Annotated in this window: 23 protein-coding genes and 2 pseudogenes; 3 read left to right on the forward strand and 22 right to left on the reverse strand. The window is 41.3% G+C overall.

What is annotated here, in order from left to right:
* Nucleotides 1–123 precede the first annotated feature (123 nt).
* The 6 genes and pseudogenes from ACVPON_RS00430 to treR all read right to left on the reverse strand — a co-directional run.
* Nucleotides 124–228, reverse strand: a pseudogene (locus ACVPON_RS00430) (YSIRK-type signal peptide-containing protein); the annotation flags it as partial.
* An 855-nt stretch (nucleotides 229–1083) separates the two neighbouring features.
* A complete protein-coding gene (trxA, locus tag ACVPON_RS00435; RefSeq protein ID WP_462874921.1) occupies nucleotides 1084–1398 on the reverse strand; it encodes a thioredoxin in 315 nt (104 codons plus the stop codon).
* A gap of 118 nt (nucleotides 1399–1516) precedes the next feature.
* Nucleotides 1517–3850, reverse strand: a complete 2334-nt coding sequence (locus ACVPON_RS00440; RefSeq protein ID WP_462874923.1) for an endonuclease MutS2 — start codon at nucleotides 3848–3850, stop codon at nucleotides 1517–1519.
* A gap of 282 nt (nucleotides 3851–4132) precedes the next feature.
* Complete coding sequence (locus ACVPON_RS00445; RefSeq protein ID WP_462874925.1) at nucleotides 4133–4681, reverse strand: CvpA family protein; 549 nt, start codon at nucleotides 4679–4681, stop codon at nucleotides 4133–4135.
* On the reverse strand, nucleotides 4678–4989 hold the full coding sequence (zapA, locus tag ACVPON_RS00450) for a cell division protein ZapA (RefSeq protein WP_462874926.1): 312 nt from the start codon (nucleotides 4987–4989) through the stop codon (nucleotides 4678–4680). The genes ACVPON_RS00445 and zapA overlap by 4 nt, the downstream gene beginning before the upstream one ends.
* 70 nt (nucleotides 4990–5059) lie before the next feature.
* The gene (gene treR, locus ACVPON_RS00455; protein WP_462874928.1) at nucleotides 5060–5773 is read right to left on the reverse strand and encodes a trehalose operon repressor; all 714 of its coding nucleotides are present in this window, start codon (nucleotides 5771–5773) and stop codon (nucleotides 5060–5062) included.
* Between the two features lie 192 nt (nucleotides 5774–5965).
* On the opposite strand from treR, the gene treP reads away from it, so the two are divergent.
* Nucleotides 5966–7945, forward strand: a complete 1980-nt coding sequence (gene treP / locus ACVPON_RS00460) for a PTS system trehalose-specific EIIBC component (protein WP_462874930.1) — start codon at nucleotides 5966–5968, stop codon at nucleotides 7943–7945.
* A 68-nt stretch (nucleotides 7946–8013) separates the two neighbouring features.
* Nucleotides 8014–9645 carry an alpha,alpha-phosphotrehalase gene (gene treC, locus ACVPON_RS00465; protein WP_462874932.1) on the forward strand — a complete coding sequence of 544 codons (1632 nt, stop codon included), beginning with the start codon at nucleotides 8014–8016 and terminating at the stop codon, nucleotides 9643–9645.
* 261 nt (nucleotides 9646–9906) lie between these two features.
* On the opposite strand, the pseudogene ACVPON_RS00470 reads toward treC, so the two are convergent.
* The 16 genes and pseudogenes from ACVPON_RS00470 to rnpA all read right to left on the reverse strand — a co-directional run.
* Nucleotides 9907–10044 (reverse strand): annotated as a pseudogene (locus ACVPON_RS00470) (pur operon repressor); the annotation flags it as partial.
* A gap of 582 nt (nucleotides 10045–10626) precedes the next feature.
* Nucleotides 10627–11439 (reverse strand): pur operon repressor, encoded by an 813-nt coding sequence (gene purR / locus ACVPON_RS00475; protein WP_462874934.1) that lies wholly within the window; start codon nucleotides 11437–11439, stop codon nucleotides 10627–10629.
* 329 nt (nucleotides 11440–11768) lie between these two features.
* The gene (locus tag ACVPON_RS00480; RefSeq protein WP_462874936.1) at nucleotides 11769–12710 is read right to left on the reverse strand and encodes a 3'-5' exoribonuclease YhaM family protein; all 942 of its coding nucleotides are present in this window, start codon (nucleotides 12708–12710) and stop codon (nucleotides 11769–11771) included.
* Nucleotides 12700–13935, reverse strand: coding sequence for a DNA recombination protein RmuC (locus ACVPON_RS00485; protein WP_462874938.1), 1236 nt, complete (start codon nucleotides 13933–13935; stop codon nucleotides 12700–12702). Before ACVPON_RS00485 ends, ACVPON_RS00480 begins: the two co-directional genes overlap by 11 nt.
* A gap of 1 nt (nucleotide 13936) precedes the next feature.
* Nucleotides 13937–14569 carry a thiamine diphosphokinase gene (locus tag ACVPON_RS00490; RefSeq protein ID WP_462874940.1) on the reverse strand — a complete coding sequence of 211 codons (633 nt, stop codon included), beginning with the start codon at nucleotides 14567–14569 and terminating at the stop codon, nucleotides 13937–13939.
* Nucleotides 14562–15221 (reverse strand): ribulose-phosphate 3-epimerase, encoded by a 660-nt coding sequence (gene rpe / locus ACVPON_RS00495; RefSeq protein ID WP_462874942.1) that lies wholly within the window; start codon nucleotides 15219–15221, stop codon nucleotides 14562–14564. The genes ACVPON_RS00490 and rpe overlap by 8 nt, the downstream gene beginning before the upstream one ends.
* A gap of 15 nt (nucleotides 15222–15236) precedes the next feature.
* On the reverse strand, nucleotides 15237–16112 hold the full coding sequence (gene rsgA, locus ACVPON_RS00500) for a ribosome small subunit-dependent GTPase A (protein WP_462875067.1): 876 nt from the start codon (nucleotides 16110–16112) through the stop codon (nucleotides 15237–15239).
* A 288-nt stretch (nucleotides 16113–16400) separates the two neighbouring features.
* The gene (locus tag ACVPON_RS00505; RefSeq protein WP_462874944.1) at nucleotides 16401–17993 is read right to left on the reverse strand and encodes an ATP-binding cassette domain-containing protein; all 1593 of its coding nucleotides are present in this window, start codon (nucleotides 17991–17993) and stop codon (nucleotides 16401–16403) included.
* A gap of 76 nt (nucleotides 17994–18069) precedes the next feature.
* On the reverse strand, nucleotides 18070–18405 hold the full coding sequence (locus ACVPON_RS00510) for a KIS family RaS-RiPP peptide (RefSeq protein ID WP_462874946.1): 336 nt from the start codon (nucleotides 18403–18405) through the stop codon (nucleotides 18070–18072).
* 129 nt (nucleotides 18406–18534) lie between these two features.
* A complete protein-coding gene (rsmA, locus tag ACVPON_RS00515) occupies nucleotides 18535–19407 on the reverse strand; it encodes a 16S rRNA (adenine(1518)-N(6)/adenine(1519)-N(6))-dimethyltransferase RsmA (protein ID WP_462875069.1) in 873 nt (290 codons plus the stop codon).
* 261 nt (nucleotides 19408–19668) lie between these two features.
* The gene (gene rnmV, locus ACVPON_RS00520; RefSeq protein ID WP_462874948.1) at nucleotides 19669–20238 is read right to left on the reverse strand and encodes a ribonuclease M5; all 570 of its coding nucleotides are present in this window, start codon (nucleotides 20236–20238) and stop codon (nucleotides 19669–19671) included.
* A gap of 2 nt (nucleotides 20239–20240) precedes the next feature.
* A complete protein-coding gene (locus ACVPON_RS00525; protein ID WP_462874950.1) occupies nucleotides 20241–21017 on the reverse strand; it encodes a TatD family hydrolase in 777 nt (258 codons plus the stop codon).
* A gap of 307 nt (nucleotides 21018–21324) precedes the next feature.
* Nucleotides 21325–21462, reverse strand: coding sequence for a 50S ribosomal protein L34 (gene rpmH / locus ACVPON_RS00530; RefSeq protein WP_018368178.1), 138 nt, complete (start codon nucleotides 21460–21462; stop codon nucleotides 21325–21327).
* 277 nt (nucleotides 21463–21739) lie between these two features.
* Nucleotides 21740–22681 carry an RNA-binding cell elongation regulator Jag/EloR gene (gene jag / locus ACVPON_RS00535; protein ID WP_462874952.1) on the reverse strand — a complete coding sequence of 314 codons (942 nt, stop codon included), beginning with the start codon at nucleotides 22679–22681 and terminating at the stop codon, nucleotides 21740–21742.
* A gap of 19 nt (nucleotides 22682–22700) precedes the next feature.
* Nucleotides 22701–23513, reverse strand: a complete 813-nt coding sequence (locus tag ACVPON_RS00540; RefSeq protein ID WP_462874954.1) for a membrane protein insertase YidC — start codon at nucleotides 23511–23513, stop codon at nucleotides 22701–22703.
* On the reverse strand, nucleotides 23497–23856 hold the full coding sequence (gene rnpA / locus ACVPON_RS00545) for a ribonuclease P protein component (protein WP_462874956.1): 360 nt from the start codon (nucleotides 23854–23856) through the stop codon (nucleotides 23497–23499). Before rnpA ends, ACVPON_RS00540 begins: the two co-directional genes overlap by 17 nt.
* A gap of 618 nt (nucleotides 23857–24474) precedes the next feature.
* Between rnpA and ACVPON_RS00550 the strand changes: the two genes are divergently transcribed.
* Entirely contained in the window at nucleotides 24475–25650 is a 1176-nt protein-coding gene (locus ACVPON_RS00550) for a DUF5105 domain-containing protein (RefSeq protein WP_462874958.1), read from the forward strand.
* Nucleotides 25651–25778: the final 128 nt, after the last annotated feature.

Here is a 25778-nt window from a genome sequence, read left to right on the forward strand (position 1 = left end):
AGCAACCCCTTCTCCAGCAGGAGACGAAGCTGGAGCTTCGACAGGTGTAACTGATTCACCAGTAGCTGAATCAGGAGAAGCCTGATTCTGAGCTGATGCCCCTTGGGGAAGCTCTTGTGCACTAGCATTGACTGCAGAAAAACTAAGTCCAATGAGAACCGAGCATACCCCTATCGCCACCTTACGTAGACTGTACCTACACTTTCTTTGATAGAAAAAATCTTTCATTACATACCCTTTCTTCACTTGCGCTTTTCTAATGATATTCCCTCATCTCCTCCTTATATTATATTTCCTTAGACAAGCGCTTTTTAATATATTGACATATTTATTGTAAGGGTTTACACTATCTTTGTCAATCAAATTTAAAAGGATTTTTAAAATTTTATCCTCCCCTCTTCCTATTTATATGAACGTTTCGGCTCAATTCTCTATCCTTATCATCATTCTTCAATGGCGTGGAAAAAGGCAGCTTGAATAGTCCACTAGATGAAGCTCCCCCTGCTACAGTCCGAAACTATGAAAACAATCTATCGCTATTGACACGACACAAGCTACTCTTGCCTAATCCAAACTCCACTAAAATAGAAGAATAAACCGCCAACCATAAAATCAGCTGACCTTCACAAGACTTATACTCATTTCGTTTCCCTATTTCCAACAACCCCTTGCCCAGTACTAATACTCAATAAAAATCAAAAGTAGACTAAGAAACGAAGCCGAAGGTAGAACGAGCATTCACCAAGGCAAGTTGACGAAGGATCCTTTTGATTTTTATAGTTGTTTCGTTTACTTTTAGTACTAGGCAAGGAGCTGCAGGCTGCTTCAACAGTCTAAGGACTGTTGAAGGTTGGAAATCATACTGACGATAGTCAGTAACAATCGTAGAGTACGGCAAAGCGAGTTCCAATCATCTAGAAGATGATTGGAAGTTGGAAATAAGGAAACGAAGTTTCCACAATCGTCGAAGTAATAAAAGTTAAACGAAATGAGTATAAAGAGTATAAAAGTAAACCAAACAACTATACAAGGGCTGGGCTAAAAAAGAAGTTGAGACCCTCTCTGTTCTCAACTTCTTATCCTTTATGCAAGCTCAGCGATGATGGTTTTGAGCTGTTCTTTACTATGGACACCAGCGACTTGTTTTACCACTTCTCCATCTTTCTTGAATAGAAGGGTTGGAATAGACATAATCCCAAATTCGCGGGCTGTATTTGGATTTTCATCAACATCCATTTTCAAAATTTTCACTTCATCTTCATGGATTTCTTCTGCTAATTGCTCTAAAATGGGTGCCTGCATACGGCATGGACCACACCATGTTGCCCAAAAATCAATCAATACAAGACCATCTTTCGTTTCTTCAATAAAATTTGCATCAGTAACTGCTTGAACCATATTCGTTCTCCTTTTCTTTTGGTACTGTTATTCTACACCAAAAGAAAACTTTTTCAAAATATTTGCTACGCCTGTAACTATCCACTAGGTAGGTGCATTCCCCATACTCAATCACGGACTATTTAAAGGTCACAATGGTTGCCCCACTTCCTCCTGCATTCTGCGGTGCATAACCAAACTCTTTGACATGTTTGTTCCGACGGAGATACTTGGTTACTCCCTCACGGATAACCCCCGTTCCAATCCCATGAATAATATCTACTTGAGATAGATTATTGAGCAAGGCTTGGTCAATAAATTCATCTAGTTCCTGCATCGCTTCTTCATAACGCTTTCCACGCAGATCAAGGCGAGCTTTCGGTCCTTTTCCAGTGGTGCGTTTGACGACATGAACCCGCTTTTGTTCTGGCTTTTCGTCTTTTTCAGCTTTGATCAAGCTAAATTCATCTGCTTTGAGTGTCATCTTAATCAACCCAACTTGCGCTTCCCAACGACCATCTTTTAACTGCTTGGTCAAGGTACCGCGCTGTCCATAGCTGGTCACCAGAATGTCATCGCCTACACGCGCCGCCTTTTCTTTCTTAGCCTTTTTCAAGACCTTATTTTTAGAAAGATCAACCACTTCTGGTGCCAGTTTTTTCAACTGGCTTTTCGCCTCGATAATCTGATGCGGTTTTAAGCTGGCTTGACTATGAAGATTTTTCAAAATAGCATCACTTTCTGCCAATGCCATCGTGACAATTTCTTGGGCCTCTAAACGCGCCTTATTCAACTCTGTTTCCTTTTCGCGTGAAAATTCCTGATAGAGTTTCTTCAAGGCACGATTCATCTTGTAGTTTTCCTGCTCCACTTCACGAATCGTATCGAGCCGTTTTCGACTTTCCACCGTTTGGGCTTCTAGTTTCTCGATGATCTGATTGACGTCACTCTCGCTTCTGGTCATGCTTTCAGCATCGGCAATAATGGCGGTTGATAAGCCGAGACGCCTAGCAATCTCAAAAGCATTGGAACGACCCGGAATTCCTTGCATGAATTTATACGTCGGTCGCAGGCTCTGATTATCGAACTCCATACTAGCATTTTCTATTCCCTTTGTCTCAATTCCATAAGCCTTTAGCTCAGGATAATGGGTAGTCGCCATGGTTTTTATCCCCCGCAAGCGCAAGTCTTCTAGGATAGCCATCGCAAGAGATGCCCCTTCTTGCGGGTCAGTTCCAGCCCCCAATTCATCAAACAAAATAAGGGAATCCTGATCAGCACTTGCCAAAATATCCACCGTATGGGTCATATGGCTGGAGAAGGTAGACAAACTTTGCTCAATCGACTGTTCATCACCAATATCCGCAAACATTTCCCGAAAGAGGGCAACACGACTGCCTTTATCAGCTAAAATCGGCAAACCTGACTGTGCCATGAGATGCGTCAAGCCCAATGTCTTCAACATAATAGTCTTACCACCAGTATTGGGACCAGTAATCACGATGGCCGTTAAGTCTTCCTTGAAGTATACATCATTGGGGATAGGATTGGTTAGAAGCGGGTGACGGACGTTTAAAAGAGCAATATCCTTACTCAAGGATAAGGTGGGAATACTCGCTTGATAGGTACGGGCAAAAACGTGCTTGGCACGAATAAAATCAAGGTGCCCAATCACCCATGCATTATTACGAATGACACGACTATGCGGGCGCAACATGCTCGACAAGTCCTGTAGGACACGGTTAATTTCATGGCGTTCTTCTGCCTTAGCATGGGTCATCTCTTCATTGAGAGAGACGACTGCCCGTGGCTCAATATAGACGGTCGACCCGGATGCCGATATGTCATGAACCACACCTGAAATACGGTTGCGGTAGGTATTTTTGACAGGGAGGACATTGCGACCATTCCGGCTGGCTAGGACCGTATCTGTCAGCATATCGCTCTTGGTCTTGAGCATCTCTTGCAAGACTTGCCTGATCTGGTCTTCCGATTCGCGGATCTTCCTGCGAATGTGTGCTAGTTTTTCACTGGCAAAATCTTCTATAAAACCTGCATGGTTAATAGCTTGTAAACTCCCCTGAATATGGGGGAAAAGCTCAATCTTTTCAAATAAGGATGGCAACTGAGTAAGGTCTACATTTTCCAACTGTTGGTAAAAATCTGCCAATTCCTTTGATACTTCTAAGACTTTTTTGACTGCCAATAGTTCAGGAATATTGAGATCAGCTTCCAAGTCCAAACGTTTCATAGCAGGTGCAATATCAACCGTAGCACCCAAACGAAAATGAGGGGATTCTACAAATAGCTGCTCCATATCTGCAACTTCATCAAATGCCTGCTGAATCCGCATGGCATCTACCATAGGCACGAGCTCTTGCAATTCAAGAGCCCCCTGTTCTGTTAGGATAAGAGGCTCCAACAAGGCCTTGACCTTGTGAAACTCCAAAGTTTCCATCACTTTTTGATTCATCTTTTTCCTCTTTTATATATACACAATTATAGATTTTATTGTAAAATCAAAGCACTAGAATACAAATAAAGGGACTGGCAACCTGTGCTCAACCCCTTTTACAACTAATACTCTTTAAAAATCAAAAGGATACTTGGTCAACTTGCCTTGGGGAACGCTCGTTCTACCTTGGGCTTTGATTATAAGGAAATGAGCGGTGCTACTCTCATTTCCAACCCTTCACAATTCTTAATTGTAAAAGCTAGTCTACTGTTGATGTTTATTGAGTATAAAACCTGTCGCCTATTGTCCAATCGTTGCAATCCATAAGTTTTTAAATAGACTACTCGTAACAGGCGTATATTGAATGAGGGCATTTGCAAGCCAACTCTTATGGAGTGTCTCTTGTACCAAGGTAAGTGGAATAGTTCCTAAAATAGTCAGAACAAGCTGCAAAGAGATCATTGTCACAATGACGGCGAGTCCTCCACTAATCACATTGGTTACAGTTGTATCCGGATCAGCAAAACGCACCAAATGGACCAAGATTCCTACCAGTCTCATCAGCATATAGACCAGTGTATAAATGAATAAAAAGGCTAGCCCAGCATAAAAAATTTTGTCCAAATGAAACAAATACTGGCTGTCAAAATAATAAGTGCTTGCTCCCTGACCGGCTGTCGCAAAGGGGACCCATAAATAAAGCAAGGGAACTAATTTTTTAAATTGAGCTGCTGCAAGGATAAGGGACAGTATACTAGCAAAGGTATAATAGCTTTGTAGCACAATCCCCCGGCTATAGCCAATATAAAAACTCCATACTAAAATCACCAACAAGATCAATGTTATCATGACGGATCCTCGAGTTCGTCTAAATCTAGTAGGGTCACATTTTTCTTAAGAACTTTTTCCTTCATGCTCGCCAATTCAGCTTCCACTTTCTCATGCTCCATCTCTCGCTTTAATTGGACAGATAAGGCATTGATTGCAAGTAGTAAAGCCAGCGTTTCAGAATCTGCTGTCGGCATTTTTTCCTTGATTGCCTGGTATTTTTCCTGTGCAATCCGCTCAATCTCTTCCATAAAGAGGTTGTCATGCTCTGTTGTGAGCGTCAACTGTTTGTCTCCAAATGTAAATTTGTATCGATTTAAATTTGCCATAAAATTACCTCGCCTACTATTATATCGTAAAATGAGCCATTTGGCTAATGGGTATACTCCTCAAACAGGGTCAGAGTACATTCTTTCTTCTTGCAAAATCAACAAAACGAAACTTATCAATCTTATGCTTGCTTTCTGTGTACTGGAATTGCTGGGTATTGCCTAAAAAGACCCGTGAGCGAATCTGAACCAGATAATCATCCTTACTCTGCATCAATTCCCGCTCTTCTCTATTGGTCGGCTCGACTGTGATTTCCTTTTGAGCATAAGCAATATCCAAATGCAGTTCCTCCTCCAAATAAGCATAGATGGAAATAGCTGCAATATCCTTTGTCAAATGAGGGACTAGATCATAGGACAAGTAATCCGTATCAAGGACGGATACCTTCCCATCAATCGATCTTGTACGGACAAGTTTCCATACCTGGCTATAGGGTTCAAAGCCTGTCAACTGGGATAAATTATTCGTAACCGTCAGTAGATCCAAACTCACTACCTCTGTATGGCTATCCATACCAAGCGATTGGGTCAATTCTTGATAGGAAATAAGACCTGATACAGGAAAATCGAGCAGCTCTTGCTTTAAAACGAGCGATCCCTTCCCTTGAACCTTTTGGATTAACCCACGTTCTGTCAGCATAGCCAAAGCTTTCCGAATCGTATCACGACTGACCTGATAGTGATGCTGCAACTCTTTTTCCGTCGGCAAGATATGCTCTGCTGGGTAGGTATTGCTCTCAATTTTTTCTTTTATATCATTGAAAATTTCTTGATATTTTTTCATACTTCTTTCCATTGGTCTGCCCTTTATCATACAACTCTTCCTATTATAACAAAATTTAAATATTTTTTTAAAAAAACCTTGCATTCTGACTTGAAATCGGATACAATACTCTTGTTCTAAAAATTTGTCCGTACAAATTTTAAAAAAGGAAAGGAGACATAGTTCAACTATTGTCTAAAAGGAAACAGATCCATGGGAAAATTTGAACAAGATGCTAAGACCCTCCTTAAAGCGGTCGGTGGCAAGGAAAATGTGACTGCAGTCACACACTGTGCAACACGGATGCGGTTTGTATTGGAAGATCCAAAAAAAGCAGATGTAGCAACCATCGAAAACATTCCTGCCGTCAAGGGAACCTTTACCAACGCAGGACAATTTCAAGTCATTATCGGAAATGATGTCCCACTTTTCTACAATGACTTCACTAACATTTCAGGTATTGAAGGGGTTTCAAAAGAAGCTGCAAAGTCAGCTGCAAAGAGCAACCAAAATGCAATTCAGCGCGTGATGACCATGTTGGCTGAAATCTTCACTCCTATCATTCCAGCCTTGGTTGTCGGAGGACTGATCCTTGGTTTCCGTAATATTCTTGAAGGAGTCCAAATGGAGTGGCTCGGTCAACAAATCATTGATGGTGTCAAACAGGTCATGCCTGACGGTTCTCCTAGATACAATACTATCGTTGATGTATCAACATTTTGGCATGGGGTCAATGACTTTCTCTGGCTCCCAGGTGAAGCGATTTTCCAGTTCCTCCCAGTCGGAATTACCTGGTCTGTCAGCCGTAAAATGGGGACAAGCCAAATCTTGGGAATCGTCCTTGGTATCTGCCTCGTTTCATCTCAGTTGACCAATGCCTATGAGTATACCAAGGCTGTGGCTGAAGGAACGTTGAAATACTGGGATTTCGGATCTTTCTCCATTGCCCGTGTCGGCTATCAAGCGCAGGTTATTCCAGCCCTCCTTGCTGGTCTATCACTCGGTTATCTTGAACGTTTCTGGCGAAAAGTGATACCAGAAGTCATTTCAATGATCTTTGTTCCCTTCTTATCGCTTATCCCAGCCCTTGTACTGGCACACACGGTTCTTGGTCCTATCGGTTGGACCATCGGTAAATGGATTTCTGCTGTCGTATTGGCAGGTCTAACTGGTCCACTGAAGGCACTTTTCGGTCTTATCTTTGGTGCCCTTTATGCCCCCTTTGTTATCACAGGGCTTCACCACATGACCAATGCCATCGATACTCAATTGGTTGCAGATACCGGCGGAACAGGTTTATGGCCGATGATTGCTCTTTCAAACATTGCTCAAGGTTCTGCTGTATTTGCCTACTTCTTCATGAAACGTCACAATGAACGTGAAGCACAGATCGCTCTTCCAGCTACCATCTCTGCCTATCTCGGTGTTACAGAACCTGCCCTCTTCGGGGTCAATGTCAAATATGTCTATCCATTTGTCGCAGGAATGATTGGATCTTCCCTAGCAGGCTTGGTCTGTGTCATGTTCAATATCCAGGCTAACGCCATCGGGGTCGGTGGGCTACCAGCTATCCTTTCTATCAATTCTAACTACTTTGGTGCCTTTTTAGTGACCATGGTCGTTGCTATTGTGGTTCCCTTTATCTTGACCTTTGTCTTTGCAAAAACAGGTTTGTTTGTGAAAAAAGAAGCAGTTGCTAAAGAGAATCCTGCAGCAGTCACGACAGCAATAGACACAAAAAACCCTGTTGAAATCATCAGCCCCTTGACCGGTCAAGCAAAAGAACTAACAACTGCCACTGACCCTGTCTTTGCTTCTGGTGTTATGGGACAAGGAATCTTGATTGAGCCAAGTGAAGGGCTATTAGTTGCCCCAATGGACGGGGTCGTATCGGTCCTCTTTCCAACCAAACATGCTATTGGTATCACCGGTACAAATGGAGTAGAGATGCTGATACACATTGGTATGGATACCGTATCTCTGGAAGGGAAGGGCTTTGAAACCCATGTTCAGCAGGGTGACCGTATCAAGGCGGGAGATACGCTCATCAGCTTTGACATCCATGTCATCAAAGAAGCTGGTTTGGTGACAGAAACACCTGTGATAATCACCAATCACACTGATTTCCCCACAGAAATTGTAGGTAATTTACCACGACCAATCGAACGTGGTCAAAAACTCCTTACCCTCTAATATCCTAAATCCACAAATGAAGCTGAGCTCTCTCCCACCCCTACCATCCAATAGAACAGGAGAACAACATGACAATTGATAAGCGTAAGGTCGTCTATCAGATCTATCCAAAATCATATAAAGATACGACTGGAAATGGAGTTGGAGACCTACAAGGAATCATCCAAAAACTTCCCTATTTAAAAGAATTAGGCATTGACATGATCTGGCTCAATCCTTTCTATCCTAGCCCTCAGCGTGACAATGGGTACGATATTTCAGACTATACAGCCGTCAATCCTGATTTTGGATCTATGGCAGACTTTGAAGAGATGATCTCTGTAGGGCAACAACTAGGGATTGACTTCATGCTGGATATGGTTCTTAATCACTGCTCGACTGATCACGAGTGGTTCCAAAAAGCCCTCGCGGGTGATTCCTATTATCAAGACTTCTTTATCCTGCGTGATGAACCGACCGACTGGCTATCTAAATTTGGTGGCAATGCTTGGGCACCTCTGGGAGATACTGGTCGATACTATCTCCATCTCTTTGATGTAACACAAGCAGACCTCAACTGGCGAAACCCTCATGTCCGTGAAGAATTGTTCAAAGTAGTCAATTTCTGGAAAGAAAAAGGAGTTAAGGGGTTCCGCTTTGATGTCATCAACCTAATCGGAAAAGATGAAGTCCTAGAAAATTGCCCTATTAACGACGGAAAACCTGCCTATACAGACCGCCCCATTACCCATGACTATCTCAAAATGATGAATCGTGCAACTTTCGGGACCGAAGACGGTTTTATGACCGTTGGAGAAATGTCTGCTACTACTATTGAAAACTGTATTCTATATACCGCTCCTGACCGCGAGGAATTGACAATGGCCTTTAACTTCCACCATCTTAAGGTGGATTATAAAGATGGACAAAAATGGAGTATCATGGACTTTGATTTTCCAGAATTAAAACGTCTCTTTCATACCTGGGGGGAAGGCATGAGCAATGGCAACGGTTGGAACGCCCTCTTTTACAACAACCATGACCAACCGCGGGCACTCAACCGCTTTGTCGATGTCCAGAATTTCAGAAGCGAGGGGGCAACTATGCTAGCTGCTTCCATCCACCTCTCGCGCGGAACACCTTATATTTACATGGGCGAAGAAATCGGTATGATGGACCCAGACTACGATTCAATGGCAGACTATGTGGACGTGGAAAGTCTCAATGCTTACCAAATGATGTTGGAACAAGGAAAGACAGCTGAAGAAGCCTTTGCCATTATAAAAGCAAAATCACGTGATAATTCCCGCACACCAATGCAGTGGGATGCAAGCAAACATGCAGGCTTTACAACTGGAACCCCTTGGCTCAAGGTAGGAAAATCCTATCCAGAAATCAATGTTGAAGTTGAAAAAGCAGGACCAATCTTTACCTTCTACCAAGAATTGATCCGCCTGCGCAAGACAATGCCAATTATTTCCGAGGGTGATTATCTTGCAGCCTGCAAGGACAGCAGAAGCGTCTACGCCTTTGAACGAATTCTAAAAGAGCAAAAACTTCTCGTCCTCAATAACTTCTTTGCTAAAGAAGTAAAACTTGAAGTACCTACAGACTATGCAGATGGCGAGATTCTCATCAGCAACTATGCTGACACTACTATTGGTAGCACCATCACGCTCAAGCCCTATCAAACCCTTGCGATTCTAAAAGGGGAGAAGTAGAAAGACAAGCGAATACTCAATAAAAATCAACAAAAGAGTAGACGAACACTTCTAGCTCCCCTCTATACCATCATTCACTCTTTTTTCTCCGTTAAGAAAAGATTAAGGTTGACACGTTATACTCTATCTATCCTAAATAATTTTTCTTTTTCATATTCGTTCATCAGCCGAGATAAACTTCTATCGGGCTGACTGACGAAAATCTCCTTAAAATCCCTGTCGACTGACAGGGATTTTGTTCTATTGCTTAAAAATATTTCCTCATTCAACATCAACCTTATTTTCCTTGACATCAATATTGGTAACCGCAAGAAGCGAGTTGTAATGGGCGACATTGCGAGCACCTTTTTGGTTTTCAGCAAAGACTGCCACTATATCACATTCTGACAAGAGCCCAATACTCAATAAAATCAAAAGTAGACTAGCTTTCACAATTAAGAATTATGAAGGGTTGGAAATGAGAGTAGCACCGCTCATTTCCTTATATAGTTGTTTCGTTTACTTTTAGTACTAGGCAACGAGCTGCAGGCTGCTTCAACAGTCTAATGACTGTTGAAGGTTGGAAATCATACTGACGATAGTCAGTAACAATCGTAGAGTACGGCAAAGCGAGTTCCAATCATCTAGAAGATGATTGGAAGTTGGAAATAAGGAAACGAAGTTTCCACAATCGTCGAAGTAATAAAAGTTAAACTAAATGAGTATAATCGAAGCCGAAGGTAGAATTAGCCTTCACCAAGGCAAGTTGACGCAGTACCCTTTTGATGTTTAAAGAGTATAAGAACTCTTCTAACTCCCCTCTATACCATCATTCACTCTTTTTTCTCCGTTAAGAAAAGATTAAGGTTGACACGTTATACTCTATCTATCCTAAATAATTTTTCTTTTTCGTATTCGTTCATCAGCCGAGATAAACTTCTATCGGGCTGACTGACGAAAATCTCCTTAAAATCCCTGTCGACTGACAGGGATTTTGTTCTATTACTTAAAAATATTTCCTAATTCAACATCAACCTTATTTTCCTTGACATCAATATTGGTAACCGCAAGAAGCGACTTGTAATTGGCAACATTACGAGCACCTTTTTGATTTTCAGCAAAGACTGCCACACCAGCTAGGCTACTGTCAAATTCTGACAAGAGGCTAATCATCCCGTTAATGGTACCCCCATTCTTCAAGAAATCATCAACGACCAAGACACGACTTCCCGCCTTGAGACTGCGCTTTGACAAGAACATTTTTTCAATGCGGTCACTAGACCCAGATACATAGTTCACTGATACCGTTGACCCCTCTGTGATTTTTAAGTCACGGCGTACGATGACAAAGGGGACATTCAATACATTTGCTACAGCATTCGCTAAAGGGACACCCTTAGTGGCAACCGTCATAACAGCATCAATCTGCTCATTCTTGAAACTGTTGGCAATAATCCGTCCGACATTTTTTAAAATATGGGGAGTAGAGAGTAGGTCAGAAGAATAAATATAGCCCCCTGGCAAAATACGATTACTTTCTGCCATTTGACTGCGTAGCTCTTCAGCGATGGCAAGAGACTCTTCATCAGAAATCGAAGGAGTAAAGATCACACCGCCACTTGCTCCTGTAATCGTTTCAATCTGCCCAACTGCACTGTCTTCAAAAGCTTTTTTGATAATCGCAATATCCTCTGAAATCGATGATTTAGCAGAATTATATTTCTTAGCAAACATATTTAAACTCGTTAATTCATAGGGGTGGTTGAGGAGATAATGAGAGATGACCACCATTCGTTCACTTCTTCTTAATTTCATAGTCTACTCCTTCTTTCCTTTTTTAATATTATACCATAAAAAAGGAAAAAACGAACTTTTTTTATTTATTCGCTCGTTTTTTTCGTATTTTATAGACAATATAGGCAACCTTCACTTGCCCTAGCGCAGATTTATCTGTATAAGAGAGAAAGTAAGAAGAAATCATTCATCTCACTATTGAGATGCCCTATACAAATGGAGACTTCCATAGAAGATTAGGTCTCTTTTTTACTCCCGATAGCTCTTAGAAAATAACACTACCTTATCTCTTAACTTTCACACTTCTCAAGCATGGAAGCTTGCTTATTTTGCTTTTCTTTGAAATATCCTTAGTCAATGTTGGGTTTATAGAAGGAGCGGTTATCCATGGCAAAGATACGACTGGTCATCTCACCTGGTCCAACTTTTTCTAAGGCAGTTAGCATCATCATCATTTCCGCATCAATATTATCAATCATATGGAGAATCTCTGCCTCCATTATCTGCGGACGAACAGGACTGCCATATTCCAGTAAGCCATGATGACTGAGAATAACATGACGAAGAACCGTCACTTCTTCCCTGCTATCATCAATTCCTAGCTCTATCAACACCTTGGTAATCTCCTCATCAATCAAGGAAATATGACCGATGAGATTGCCCCTTACAGTATAGTTGGTATTATCAGGACCAGATAGCTCAATAATCTTTGCCAAGTCATGCAACATAATTCCTGCAAACAATAGACTTTTATTGAGCTGTGGATAGATATCACCAATCTTATCAGCCAAGCGCACCATGGTCGCTGTGTGGAAAGACAAGCCCGAATAAAAGGCATGGTGATTGGTCTTGGCAGCCGGATAAGAATAAAATTCCTGCTCATACTTACTATATAAGGCACGTACGATTCGTTGCCAGACAGCATTTTCAATTTTAAAAATCATCTGGCTAAGATACTTGCGTGTATCTTCCACATCAACAGGTGGTTTTTCCTGAAAATCAGCAGGATTATTGGGCTCTCCTGACTTGGGCAGTCGGAGGTTAATCTGATTGACCTGAGGTGTATTATTATAGACCTCTCTGCGTCCTTGCATATGGACCACTACACCTGGCTTAAAATCCTTAATCTTGCCTGGTTGGGCATCCCAGATTTTCCCCTCAATTTCTCCTGTATCATCTTGGAAGGTCAGAGCAAGGTAGTCTTTTCCAGCCCTAGTCTGCCGAATATCTGCAGTCTTAATCAGATAAAAGCCTTCAAAGAGCTCATCTTTTTTCATTTGGTTAATTTTCATCTTCTTCCCCTTCCTCCTGGAAATTCAATAGGTCAAACGGTCTTTCCCCGTCTGGTAATTCAATGTGGCGCAAGGTCCTCTCAATGGCATTGGTCCTTCGTGTCAATAGATCGTCTAGATTGCCTGAAGCATGCTGGAGATGGCGCTGGGCTTTCATCAAGACTGTCCCAAACTTACCAAATTCTGACTTGACATTGCCCAAAACCTTACTAATATCGTCAGCTGAACGTTGAATATTCAAGGTCTTAAAGCCAACAGATAAGGAATTTAAGAGGGCAGATAAGGTTGAGGGACCTGCTACTACAATATGCTCTGTCCGTCGCAACTCGTCAAAGAAAATCGGATTGCGCACCACTTCAGAATACAACCCTTCTGTCGGCAAAAAGAGGATCGCAAAACTAGTGGTTAGCGGTGGATAGAGATACTTTTGCTGAATATCTTTAGCAAAGCGCTTGATAGAAGCCAAGAGATGCTTGCGATGTCGTTCAATCTGCTCCTTGTCTCCTGCCTCATAGGCTTCTTCTAGGCGGTAATAATCCGCAAGTGGAAACTTAGAGTCAATCGGAAGATAAACAGAATCATCCTTGGTCTGACCCGGTAGTTTCACCGCATACTCTACCCGTTCATTGGATCCCGTCACCGTAGCAAATTCCCGTTCGTACTGGGAGGGAGTTAGAATATCTTCAATAATCTGTCCCAGCTGCAACTCTCCCATAATACCACGCGTCTTAGTATTGGAGAGAACTTTATGAAGAGCCCCAACATCACGCGCTACCGTCTGCATCTCTCCTAAACCACGATTGACCGACTCTAACTGCTTCGACACAGTCTCAAAAGAGGCTTGCAGGCGCGTCTGCAGGGTCTGCTCTAATTTCTCTTCCACTGTCTGACGCATTTCTTCCAAACGTTTTTCATTGGAATCTTGAATAGCCTGCAAGCGCTGGTCTGCTATATCTCGATTTTGAGATAGAAGCTGGTGCATTTCCTGCCGCAGAGCGGTCAGTTGTTGGTAGAGCTCTCTACGCAATTCCGTCATGTCCTGATGCAAAGCCTGTTGATGGGCAAAGGTCTGTTGCATTTTTTGCTCAAAGAGGTAGGTCAGTTGATCTGACAAATGATCCGCCAGATCTTCTGATTGTGCAGACAGGCGTTTTACATGCTGCTCTAACCGAAACAGGATAAGAACCGAGATAGCTATTGCTAAAAGAGCTAAGATATAGACCATTCTACCTCCTATCACGACTATAGATGAGGACGACGTAGCCCTTATCTATTGTAAATTCGATTTCTTTCCCAATAAATTCATTACTACTGTAACATTTTTTAAAAAAATAATTGCTTTCATTCAAAGGATATTTTGCCTGAGCGATATGCAAACGGCTCTGATCCGCTGGCATAAAAGACACATATTCCATTCCCTCAACCGGAGCAATGCGGTACTTGCCTGCTGGATAAAAGCGCACAATATTCAAATCGTCTACCAATTCAATCTGGCGCATATAGGGCGCTAGAGCAGGCTCACTGGCTAGAAAAAGATTGCTCATCATGTGATCCAAACGCCCACCAAAAGCTCCAAAAATCGTAACCTCTGCCCTTTGATAGCGAGCAAAGACTTCCTTTAAGGCTAGCTCCAAATCCGTATCATCTTTTTCAGACGGCGCCTGTACAAAATCCCCTGCGTTCTGACAAATCCACTCCTGTTCCCTAGCCGTTACCGAGTCGAAATCACCAACAGCCAAATCAAGTGGTAAGCCATGCTCCAACAAATAGATAGATCCTCTATCTACCCCTACAAAGAGGTCATAGGAAGCTGAAATACTACCGATGTCGCCACCTGCGATTAAGGCAATCTTAGTCATAAAGGACCGCTTTCAAGGCAGCAACATTGGACTGCAAATCTCCCTTAAACAAGTAAGAACCAGCCACAAAAACATTTGCTCCCGCTTCCTTGGCAGCTAAAATCGTTTTGTTATCAATTCCACCATCCACTTCAATATCAAAAGACAGGCCTTTTTCCTTGCGAAGTTGGGCTAGAGCTACAATCTTTTCTCCTACCTCTGGAATATAAGCTTGGCCACCAAATCCTGGATTGACCGTCATCAAGAGTACCTGATCGACCAAATTGAGAACTGGCTCAATCACAAGGATTGGTGTCCCCGGGTTAATCACGACCCCTACCTTTACTCCCGTTGCACGAATTTTTTGTAGTGCTCCATGAAGATGCAGACTTGCCTCAGCATGGATGGTAACAATATCAGCCCCTGCACGTGCAAAGTTTTCAATATGCTGTTCTGGATTTGACACCATTAAATGGCAATCAAAAATCAATTTGCTATGCGGACGCATAGCAGCAACCACATCTGCACCAAAGGAAATATTAGGAACGAAATGTCCGTCCATGATGTCGATGTGAACATAGTCAGCTCCAGCTGCTTCTATGCGTTTTAGTTCTGTTTCAAAATGTGCATAATCTGCAGCGAGAATGGATGGAGCAATCTTGTATTGTGGCATAGGAATTCCAACTTTCTATTTTAGTTTTTTACTTACTTTTTTATAGGTTTCACGTACATTCTGAATTTCCGTCAAAAATTGTAGGTAATTGTCATAGCGACTTTGAGAAATTGTTTGATTTTCAACCGCCGGTTTGACCGCACAACCTGGCTCGTGCGTGTGGGTACACGTCCTAAATTTACAAAAGAGACTTTCTGTTGCCAGTTCCGGAAAACAATCTGTTAGAGCTTCTACATCTTTTACTTCGTAATCAAGAGAGGAAAATCCCGGTGTATCTGCAATTTTCCCACCATAGACATTGTAGAAGCTAACAGCACGAGTCGTATGCCGCCCCCTCCCCAGACTGTCTGAAATAGCCCCTGTTTCTAAGTGCAATTCCGGAGCAATTTTATTGAGTAGGGTCGATTTTCCAACCCCGGTCTGTCCCATAAATACCGTTACCTTATCTTTCAAGAGGGGCAACAGCTCTTCCAAGCGATAGATAAATGGATAGCCAATCTTTTCATAGATGGCACGATAACCGTCCAGCTCATCTCCATTTGCCAGCAAATCCATTTTTGAAATATAGATAATTGGAATCATCTTTTTCTGCTCTAATAGAACCAAAAATCGATCCAAAAGATTGGCATTAAAATCAGGCTCTCTGGCTGACATGATGACCACAGCCTGATCGACATTAACGATTGGAGGCCGCACTAAGCTATTCTTTCGTTCATGAATCTTGAGAATATAGCCCTCAGACTGCTCCTCTGCTGAAAAATCAACAATATCCCCCACATAAGGTGTCTGCCCTTTTTTTCGAAAATTTCCACGTGCCCGCGTCTGATACACTTGCCCTTCCGATTCTACATAATAAAATCCAGCAAGGGCTTTTATAATAATACCTCGCAACTCTGCCCCCTCTTTCACCATTTGCTTTCAGAAATCCACTCCCAAGACTAATTTATCAAGTATGTTTGCTCTTATTATATCAAAAATCCAGCAAAATAGCTGGCTTTTTAAGGTGAAGTTTTCGGACAATAGGAGTCCCAACATCTGTCAAAGAAAAAGAGGCTGAGCCTCTTTAAACATCAAAATGTGAATAAGCATCGAAACCGAAGATGAGACACCCCATCTCCCCTCTATCATCTGACTCTAGCCCTACTGCTTTTATGCGTCACTCAGTGTAGATTTACTACCTTAACCAATCTCTGAAATCGAGCCATTCGTAACCAGTAATACTTTATCAAAATAAGATAATATTTCCTGATTAGATTCATGTAAGACAACAATTAGCAATTTATTCTCCAGCTCCGATAGAGCAAATAGTAATTGTTGCGTAAGTTGAGGATCTAAATGCGCTGTCGGCTCATCCATTAACAAAATATCTTTTCCACTCATCAAGGCACGAAGGATCCCCATAATATTTTTTTCACCTCCACTAAGCTGACCTGGGTCTGTCATGGACTGTAAACTTTCTTGCAGACTTATTGGCAAGGTATGAAAGAGCCTCTCAACCTCTTCTCTTCCCCTATCATAGGTCCCATACACTGTGATGTTATTTTCAAAGTTTGTGTGATAAAATTGTTCAAATTGGCTGAGATAGAAAGCCATAGCTGGGTCAAATGAATAACATTCATCCCCCACTCTTTGACAGATATTCCCTTTATCTATCGTAATTTCCCCAACTAGAGAACGAAGAAAGGTCGATTTCCCACCTCCTGACTGACCAACAATCGCATATTTTTTCCCTTTTTCAAATTTGTATGAAAAATCTGCTATCCGAGTATCTCCAAGATGGTAGCCCATTTCCACAAGGAGTAACTCATCAAACGCTGGATAAGTCGGTAACTGATCGTGCAAAACCTCCCCATCTAGATATTCCTCAATATTTTGAACTGTTTCTTTTGTGGCATTAATCGCATTGATGTCTAACAAAATATACTTCATTGGATAGATGAAGTTTTCTACATAGCTAAAGGTTGCAATAGCAGCTCCAACTGTCAAGTCCTTCCGAAGCAACAAATACCCAACTAAAGCAAACGCTGTCAGTTGGACAACAAACATTGAAAAGCCATTTAAAACATTTGTCAATGTCTTAAATCTTCCAAAACGAAAGCGGGCTTCTTCTGTTTCCTGCAAAACTGCATGATGAACAGAACTTATGTTGCGAAAGGTCTCTTTGTTCACTCGATTTTTAGCAGCGAACAAATCAGTTATTACCTGAAAATATCTCTCCAATCCCTGTAAAAACAGCCGTTGTCGTTTAGATAAGCGTTCAGAAACTAATTTAGGTACAAGTACAGCCAATAGCGACGAGACTATAATTCCTACGGCAATCATAGGATGAACAAATAAAAACAAAGACACTGCATAAATCAGCATACTCAAACTCGAGCGAATAATATCGGTTATAGCTCCAAGGTAACTCTCTTCAATCATCTCCAAATCATTATCAAAAATAGACAGATAGGCTGAAATATTTTTTTTTGAAAATTGAGCAAGAGGTCGAGACAGCGCTACCTCCGCCAACTGTCTCCTGACTGTTATAAAAAAGGCCTTAGAAACTTTCCATTCATAGACCTGCGATATATACTGAAAGACGCTGTTACTAATGATAGCGAGGATATAAGCAAATAGTAATAGTAATAAGCCTCGCAAGCCAAGTTCAAAGATGGTATCAAATAAATACTTATTCAGCATCGGAAGAACAACATTGGTCAAACTATATAAGATATGGAAGAATAACTGAACAATAATGAGAATCTTAAGTTTATAAACTATATTTTTCATACTACTACCTCTTGAAAATGAAAGGAGAGGGAAGGACTCTCCTTCCTCAGCCGACGTCACTAGATAGGTGTTTCCTTTATACCACCTGTTTTAACAGAATGATTCCAGGTGACTGTTCCACCTCCGCAGAACACGTATTGTGAGATTTCCCATTACAAGTACCTTGACTACAAGCATAGATTGGGCTTGCAATCCCTTTATTAAGCAGTGGAGTTGCATAAGTAACATTATTTTCAATTAATGAAACATTCATGCCTTCTAAAATATGTATCAATTTTTGAACGGTTATATCCGACTCACCATTTTCAAAACGTGATAATTGAGAAGTGGAAATATGCGTTTTAGCAACCTTCGCAAGACTTAATCCTTTTCCTTCTCTGATAAATTTAAATATTTTCCCAAAATGATTCATTCCATTATACCTTTCTTTGCAAATAAGGGACAAGATAGACATAATAACTCAGCTTTCAGCTACAAAATCATGCTATATGGCGCATAAACAACTTTAAAAGAGTTCTTCATCCTATAGGATACCACAGGATTATAGCCCTGCCTCTAGCAAAGCATCACTCAAACGAGCAAAATCTTCTAAGGTTAGGGCTTCTCCTCGGACAGACGGTTGGACATTTGCTACTGCTAGCGCCACCTCTAATTTTTCCTTAGCATCATCTGTCTTGCCAAAATAACTGGTCAAGTTATTCCATAAGGTTTTCCGGCGGTGGGTAAAACTGGCTTTTGCCACCTTAAAGAAGAAAGATTCATCCACCACTGCTACCGCAGGCTCAGGTCGTCTAGTCATCTTTAAAATAGCGCTATCCACATTTGGTGCTGGTACAAAGACTGTCCGTGGCACGATAAAAGCAACTTTTGCTGTCATATAATACTGCACTGCAATCGACAAGCTACCATAAGCCTTGGTGTTCGGCTCAGCCGAGATGCGGTCTGCCACCTCACGTTGCATCATCACGACAAATTCCCTAAAAGGAATGCCACTTTCAATCAAATGCATCAAAATCGGTGTTGTAATATAGTATGGAAGATTAGCCACCACCTTGATGGGCAAATCTGGATTCTTAAACCGCTTGACATGCTCCTCCAAATTGGTCTTTAAAATATCTTGATTCACTACGGTCACATTGTCAGCATCACGGAGCGTATCTTCTAAAATCGGAACCAAACGCTCATCAATCTCAAAAGCCATGACCTCTGCTGCTCGCTCTGCCAAAAACTCCGTAAGAGCACCAATTCCAGGACCAATTTCAATCACATTGACCCCCTTATCAAGCTCTGCCGTATCCACAATCTTCTGTAAAATATTGGTATCGGTCAAAAAATTCTGACCAAATGACTTCTTAAAGGTAAAACCATGGCGCTCAAGGATCGCCTTGGTCACAGAGTAATCTGCAATATGCATACTATTTGTTTCTTTCTGTAAAGTATTTGTATTCAACAATCTATTCCTATATCTTTAAAAAAATTGTATTCAAAATATAGCAATCTAGCCTATTCCCAACATTTGACAAGACAAACCAAGAAAGGCAAGTCCTCTTTTATAAATCTAATATGGTTCACTCTCATCTATGGATCCGTATTCTCCACAACTACCTTCATTTTTTAAATCAAATGTAAAAGATGACGATATTCCTAACGACTAAGAAAATGATGATTGTTCCTATCATTCATTCTGATATCCCTCCATGGTCGTCTCCACCTCAGCCAGCGAAATTCCAAACATCTCAAGACGCTTTAAGAGCTGCTTGCCATTTGTATAACCTATACGGAGGTGTTCACCAAGGTACTCCCTGCGTTTACGACTATCTGCCCCTGCAAGAAAACCAAGACGAATCAAGTCTTTCCGCGTGACATCAAAACGAGAAGCAGGCTCATCTGCACCACCTAGCACCTGCGAAAGCGCCCTGTCCAAGTCCTCAAAAGAAGCATGCTCAATACCGAGAGATCTCCCCTTGTTTTTCGAGCTGGGCGCTGCCTCATCACGGTTCAAAAAAGCATGTTTAGCACTTGGAATGGCTGTCATGATCAACTTCCGAATCCGCTCCCCATTAAAGTCTGGATCTGTAAACACAATCACCCCACGAAGCTCATTCAAACGTCCAATCCGCTCCAGGTCTGCTTTTGAAATGGCAGACCCCTTCGTTTCATAGGTCTCTACCTCGTAAAAACGCTTGAGATTTGCCGTATCATCTCGCCCTTCCACTACAATGATTTCTGAGATTCTTCGCTTCATTATCAATCTTTCAACCCAAACAGGTGTTGTGCATTGGCGTAGGTTGCACATGCGACTTCCTCGGTAGATAAACCACGAAGCTCTGCAATTTTATCTACGACATAGCGAGTATAAGCAGGGCGATTCTCACGACCACGCTTGGGAACAGGAGCCAGATAAGGGGCATCTGTTTCCACTAGTATTTTTTCAAGTGGTAGGTGGGTTGCTGCTTCTTGAATATCTCTTGCCTTTTTAAAGGTAACAACACCAGAAAATGAAAGGCTCATTCCAAGCTCAATAAACCGCTCTGCCATTTTAAGTGTCCCAGAATAAGAATGCATAATGCCACCGCGTGGTCCTACCCCCTCACTCTTGATAATCGCATACGTGTCCTCCAAGGCATCACGGGTATGAACAACAAAGGGTAAATCAAATTCCTTGGCAAGGGCAATCTGCCTACGAAATACCTGCTCTTGGACTTCTTTTGTTGCTGTCATCCAGTGATAATCCAATCCAATCTCTCCCAGAGCAATTACCTTGTCATGCTTGAGTTGTCCACGTAGGTACTGTTCCACCTCATCATTATAGGTTCCAGCTTCTGTCGGATGCCAACCAATGGTTGCATAGAGTTGCTCATGATGCTCTGCCAAATCTAAGGCACGTGCGATCGTCCATTCATCAAAGCCTACTACATTCATTCTGGTCACTCCCATTTCTGTAGCTAAGGCCAGTTCTTCCTCTATCCGCCCCTCAAACTCTTTCACATTGAGGTGGGTATGAGTATCAAAAATCTGAATCATCTTTTTCTCCTACACTTTATACATCATAACACCTAATACGCAATAAAAATCAAAAGTAGACTCGCTTTCACAATTAGAATGGTGAAAGGTTGAAAATGAGAGTAGCACCGCTCATTTCCTTATAATCGAAGCCGAAGGGAGAACGAGCCTTCACCAAGGCAAGTTGACCAAGGATCCTTTTGATTTTTAAAGAGTATAAGCACCGTTTCAAAAAAGCCAAAAATAGAACCTAGTCCACTCCCATTATACCGCTTTTACCATAAAAAAACCAACAGACTCGAGTTTCTGCTGGCTTTTTATCGTTTTATTATGCCACTGCAAGCACTTTGCGCCCTTTACGACGACGAGCTGCTAACACGCGACGGCCGTTTTTAGTTGACATACGGTTACGGAATCCGTGTTTGCGTGCGCGACGGATTTTACTTGGTTGAAAAGTACGTTTCACGATGAATACCTCCTCATAGATTTTGTATTCGTTTAGCCGGCTAGTTTTGATCAGTTACTAAACATACTTTACTATTCTATCTGATTCTTTCTGCTTTGTCAAGCCATTCTCGCTGGTCAACTCCCTAAATTTAGCTAAATTTCAATCATTTACTACATTCAATTTACTACACTCTATGAAAAAACAACAATAAATCACGAAAATGTTCAAGAAAAGACCAGGGATATCTTCCCCAGTCTGATTGTTATCCCCTATAAAAATCACCTTTTAAAGAGGATTAGTCATTTTTTCCTTCAATATCAACTACCACATAACGGTTTGGCTCACTGCCTTCTGAATAACTGGTCAAACCATCCATTTTTGAAATAATCCGATGGATAATTTTACGCTCACTACTAGACATTGGGTCGGTATGGTAGGCTTCTTGCTCCTCAAGTACACGTTCAGCAAGTTTTTGGGCATAACCTTGTAAGACTTCCGCACGATGCTCCACATAGTCATTAACATTGATGGTCACATAAAAATTACGCTCATAACGATTGTAAAGGAAATTTTGAGCTAGCAGCTGGAGGGATTTTAAAACCTTTCCATGGTAGCCAATGACACGTCCTGGCTCATCCGTATCCACTTGAAGATTGATGGTACGACGACTGTGAGTAGCTTCAATCCGTGCTTCCACATCCATATCATCTAAGATTTCTTGGAGATAAGCAGACACCTCTGCCACTACTTGGTCAATATCATATTGGGGCTCAATCTTAATATCTAAATCACCAAATGATTCTGCTTTAGCTGTCTCCATATCTTCATCTTTAATAATTTCGATACGGCCGGTCTCAGCTAGAATGGTCTTGGCATCTTTCTTATTTTGCAAGATTTGAGCTTTTACCGTATCTTCTAAATGCTGACCCGTCTTTTCAAATTCTTTTACTGCTGCAACAACCTTTCCAAGATCAATCGTCGCTTCAGAGACACTTTTCACAGGCTCATTCAGGCTATTCACTTCATTTGGAACACCTCGCACTGCTTTTTGATTCGCCTTTACAACTGTCGTTTCATCGATAACATCGATATCTACTTGAGCAGGCTTTTTCCCAAATCCTAAGAATCCTTTTTTCTCACGTGCCAACACTGTAATATGTGCTCTTTTACGGGGAATATTTAATTCCGAAAGCCCATTCTGGATTGCTTCTTCTACTGTTGCTCCTGTAAATTTCATCTTCTATCTCCTAAATATCCTATTTCTTTCTCCGAGCCTTTTTCTTAGCTTTTCTGATTCTCGCCTGACGTTCCCGCTCCGCCTCCAGCTTGGCTTGACGCTCCGCAATGATTTTAAAGGGATTGTTCAAGATCAAAATTTGGAAGACTTGATAGGCATTTGATACGGTCCAGTAAAGGGTAACCCCACTCGCTGCCGAAAGGGCAAATAGCAAAATCATAAGGGGCATCGCAAACATCATGACTGTCATAACAGTATTGCGTTCTGGTGCAGCCTTGTTGCTCAACCACATGCTTAAGAAGGTAAAACCAGTGGCTAGAATAGGCAAGATATAATAAGGATCTGTATCTCCAAGGTTTAGCCAAAGGAAATGTCCCACCCGTAGGTCTGGTACCCTCGTCAAGGCCTGGTAGAGAGCCAGCAAGATTGGCATCTGAATCAGGACTGGAATCATGGAGGCGGACATCTTAACATCATTGTCCTTATAGAGCTTACGTGTAGCCTCTGTCAGCAACTGCCGACTCTCCAAATCCTTTCCTGGATACTGCTCTTGCAAGGAGCGCAATTGAGGTTGCAACTCCTGCATTTTCCGAGACGAAGTAATCTGTAGTTGGAAAAGTGGCAAGAGTAGAGTACGGACTAAAATGGTGAAGAGAATAATCCCTACTCCCAACTGTCCATTGATAGACAATAGTTTAATGATACTTGCAAACCAATAAATCAGTCGTTCCCAAGCATCTGTCGATTGCCCAGTCACATCTCCCCTACCACAAGCTGTCAGTAAAAGCAGAGACAAAGTGACCAGACTGGTCCATTTAACTTTCTTTTTCAAGCGAAACACCTTCCTGGTATAATTTAGCTAGTTTTAAAACATGCAGAAGATTTTGCCTCATTTCTTGATAGGATAACTCCTCCACCCCTTTACGAGCAATAACTACAAAATCATCGCTTGCTAGATAAGGAGCGCATTCCATCAGAATATGTCGAATTTTACGTTTAATTCTATTGCGAGTCACTGCATTTCCCAATTTTTTACTGACAGATAAACCTACTCGGAAATGCGACTGCTCCTTAACCAACCGATAGATTACAAACCTCCGATTGGCTATATTTTTGCCCTGTGTAAAAATATCGTTAAAATCACGCTCACGCTTCACACGATACGTTTTCTTCAAAATCCAACTCCATCTTTCAAAATTACTTCCATTATACCATATTTTTCAAAAAAGCCAATAAACTACCTCATTATGCAGGTCATCCTCAAGGAAAATTACAAACAAACGAAACTCTGGATAAAAAATAAAGCTAGGTAACAATCCCCCTAATGCTAGGAAATAAAAGCCGTTACAGTCCGTTCGTTTTAAAATAGGCTGTACGAATAACTCGATACGCATAAAGTCAGTAGTGAATGAAGGGAACTTTTAAAAGCTCTTTTCCGCCCAGGATCGGTTACCAGTAAAGTTTATAACCTTGATGAGGTAGAACCCTGTTAAGGATGTTCCCTCGTCTTCATCGACCTCTGCGTCTATCTCCTATTTTTACTTTGCTCGCTTAACATCCTCGTATCTTATTTTTACTGAGCTTGAGCTAAAATCTTAATCAAAAAGGTACTCTTTCCTAGCGGCAAACTCTCCTCTACTTCTTCGTCAAATTTCTATTGTATATATATTTTAACAACCTGTATCTTGATGTATTAAATTTTATGCTTTGGTCTTGATTTTTCCTCTTTTTTTAATTGACGAAAAGGTAGAAATATAATATAATAATATAGAAAAAAGAAAAGGAGATTACAAATGAAAAAGATCTTTTCCTACGCCTCGTTAATCCTAGCTGCGTCTGTATTGGTAGCATGTGGCTCAGGTTCCAAAGAGACTACAGTGACCGATGGAGAAACTGCTGGTAATGCTGAAATGGAGGTTAGAATAAAGGATGGAATGTATATTCTTCCACCGGATGAATCTTCAGATAGTAACTATCTAGCTTTAAATCTCGAAATAAAAAATAAAGGCAGTAAAAAATTAGAAATTTCAAAATTTAATGTCTCTCTTTATAATTCTGATGATGAAAAAGAAGAGTCACTAGATGTTTACGATTCCAACGATAAGTTTAAAAACCTTGGTTTTGAAAATTTATCTGAAGGAAAGACAACAACCGGTTATGTCGTTTTCGAAGTCGAGTCTAAAGATGAAAGCTATGAATTGCACTACTCTCCTGTAAACTACGATTTAAAGAAAGAGGTCAAGGATGTAGTCATCAAAATCGATCCTTCCAAATATCCTGATGATAAAGAAAAGATTGCCGACCTCGCTAAAGAATACATTACAGATGTATTTTTAAATGGTGAAACAACAGGTGGTACGAGCAATGTCAGTGCCAAGTCAGTCAATCCTGAGGTCGTTACTCTAGGCTCTTCTGATAAAAAAGAGAAAGAAGAAGAGGAAGAGTCAGATAAACAATCCGATTCTGGCTTCACGTTGGCTAATGATGTCGAAAAAGAGAGAAGTGAATTTACAAAAAACTTCATGGATACATTCGGTAGCGAATTTAGTTATTACCAACCATCCGAGGCAGAGCTTCGCACTTTTGTAGAAGCCTATATCAAGACAAATGCAAAACGTGCCAAAATTACTTATACCGTAACAGAGTTCTTCCCAGATAGCGCAGTAGTTTATATCCGTCCTGAAACGATTGGATTAGAGAATGTAAAAACCTATGATTTGGTTTCCAAGTTTGCTCAAGATCATGCCAACGACTACAATAACTATAATGACGCCCTCAAGGCAGCAGAAAAGTATCTATTGGAACAGATCCCTAGTCAGCTAGATTCAACCCCATTAGTAACAGATAATATGAGTGATCGAAATGGCTTCCGCTTAAAATTGACCAATAAAAAAGGCAAATGGACGATCGATACTTCTGATTATCAATACGAGAGTATTGTCAGAGCTTTCAGTGGTGGACTGTACTAAGGCTTAACAGTAGTATAAGTCTATAAAATATAGCACTCTGCAATCCCTCCAAAGCACTTGAAACCTTGGAGCAAAAGAAAAACAAGGTAAAGACTTGTCACCTGTATTGAACAGGAGACGGGTCTTTT

It is taken from the genome of Streptococcus sp. 1F3, assembly GCF_054968985.1.

What these genes read in the sequence shown, in the direction of transcription:
- rsmA (WP_462875069.1), bottom strand. Translation starts at nt 19,407, where the DNA reads ATGCATATTGCAGATTACTCTGTGACCAAGGCGATCCTTGAGCGCCAT.
- ACVPON_RS00550 (WP_462874958.1), top strand. Translation starts at nt 24,475, where the DNA reads ATGAAAAAGATCTTTTCCTACGCCTCGTTAATCCTAGCTGCGTCTGTA.
- treP (WP_462874930.1), top strand. Translation starts at nt 5,966, where the DNA reads ATGGGAAAATTTGAACAAGATGCTAAGACCCTCCTTAAAGCGGTCGGT.
- ACVPON_RS00445 (WP_462874925.1), bottom strand. Translation starts at nt 4,681, where the DNA reads ATGATAACATTGATCTTGTTGGTGATTTTAGTATGGAGTTTTTATATT.
- ACVPON_RS00525 (WP_462874950.1), bottom strand. Translation starts at nt 21,017, where the DNA reads ATGATTCAGATTTTTGATACTCATACCCACCTCAATGTGAAAGAGTTT.
- zapA (WP_462874926.1), bottom strand. Translation starts at nt 4,989, where the DNA reads ATGGCAAATTTAAATCGATACAAATTTACATTTGGAGACAAACAGTTG.
- ACVPON_RS00480 (WP_462874936.1), bottom strand. Translation starts at nt 12,710, where the DNA reads ATGAAAATTAACCAAATGAAAAAAGATGAGCTCTTTGAAGGCTTTTAT.
- ACVPON_RS00485 (WP_462874938.1), bottom strand. Translation starts at nt 13,935, where the DNA reads ATGGTCTATATCTTAGCTCTTTTAGCAATAGCTATCTCGGTTCTTATC.
- jag (WP_462874952.1), bottom strand. Translation starts at nt 22,681, where the DNA reads ATGAAATTTACAGGAGCAACAGTAGAAGAAGCAATCCAGAATGGGCTT.
- ACVPON_RS00505 (WP_462874944.1), bottom strand. Translation starts at nt 17,993, where the DNA reads ATGAAAAATATAGTTTATAAACTTAAGATTCTCATTATTGTTCAGTTA.
- ACVPON_RS00490 (WP_462874940.1), bottom strand. Translation starts at nt 14,569, where the DNA reads ATGACTAAGATTGCCTTAATCGCAGGTGGCGACATCGGTAGTATTTCA.
- ACVPON_RS00440 (WP_462874923.1), bottom strand. Translation starts at nt 3,850, where the DNA reads ATGAATCAAAAAGTGATGGAAACTTTGGAGTTTCACAAGGTCAAGGCC.
- trxA (WP_462874921.1), bottom strand. Translation starts at nt 1,398, where the DNA reads ATGGTTCAAGCAGTTACTGATGCAAATTTTATTGAAGAAACGAAAGAT.
- treR (WP_462874928.1), bottom strand. Translation starts at nt 5,773, where the DNA reads ATGAAAAAATATCAAGAAATTTTCAATGATATAAAAGAAAAAATTGAG.
- treC (WP_462874932.1), top strand. Translation starts at nt 8,014, where the DNA reads ATGACAATTGATAAGCGTAAGGTCGTCTATCAGATCTATCCAAAATCA.
- rpe (WP_462874942.1), bottom strand. Translation starts at nt 15,221, where the DNA reads ATGCCACAATACAAGATTGCTCCATCCATTCTCGCTGCAGATTATGCA.
- ACVPON_RS00510 (WP_462874946.1), bottom strand. Translation starts at nt 18,405, where the DNA reads ATGAATCATTTTGGGAAAATATTTAAATTTATCAGAGAAGGAAAAGGA.
- purR (WP_462874934.1), bottom strand. Translation starts at nt 11,439, where the DNA reads ATGAAATTAAGAAGAAGTGAACGAATGGTGGTCATCTCTCATTATCTC.
- rnmV (WP_462874948.1), bottom strand. Translation starts at nt 20,238, where the DNA reads ATGAAGCGAAGAATCTCAGAAATCATTGTAGTGGAAGGGCGAGATGAT.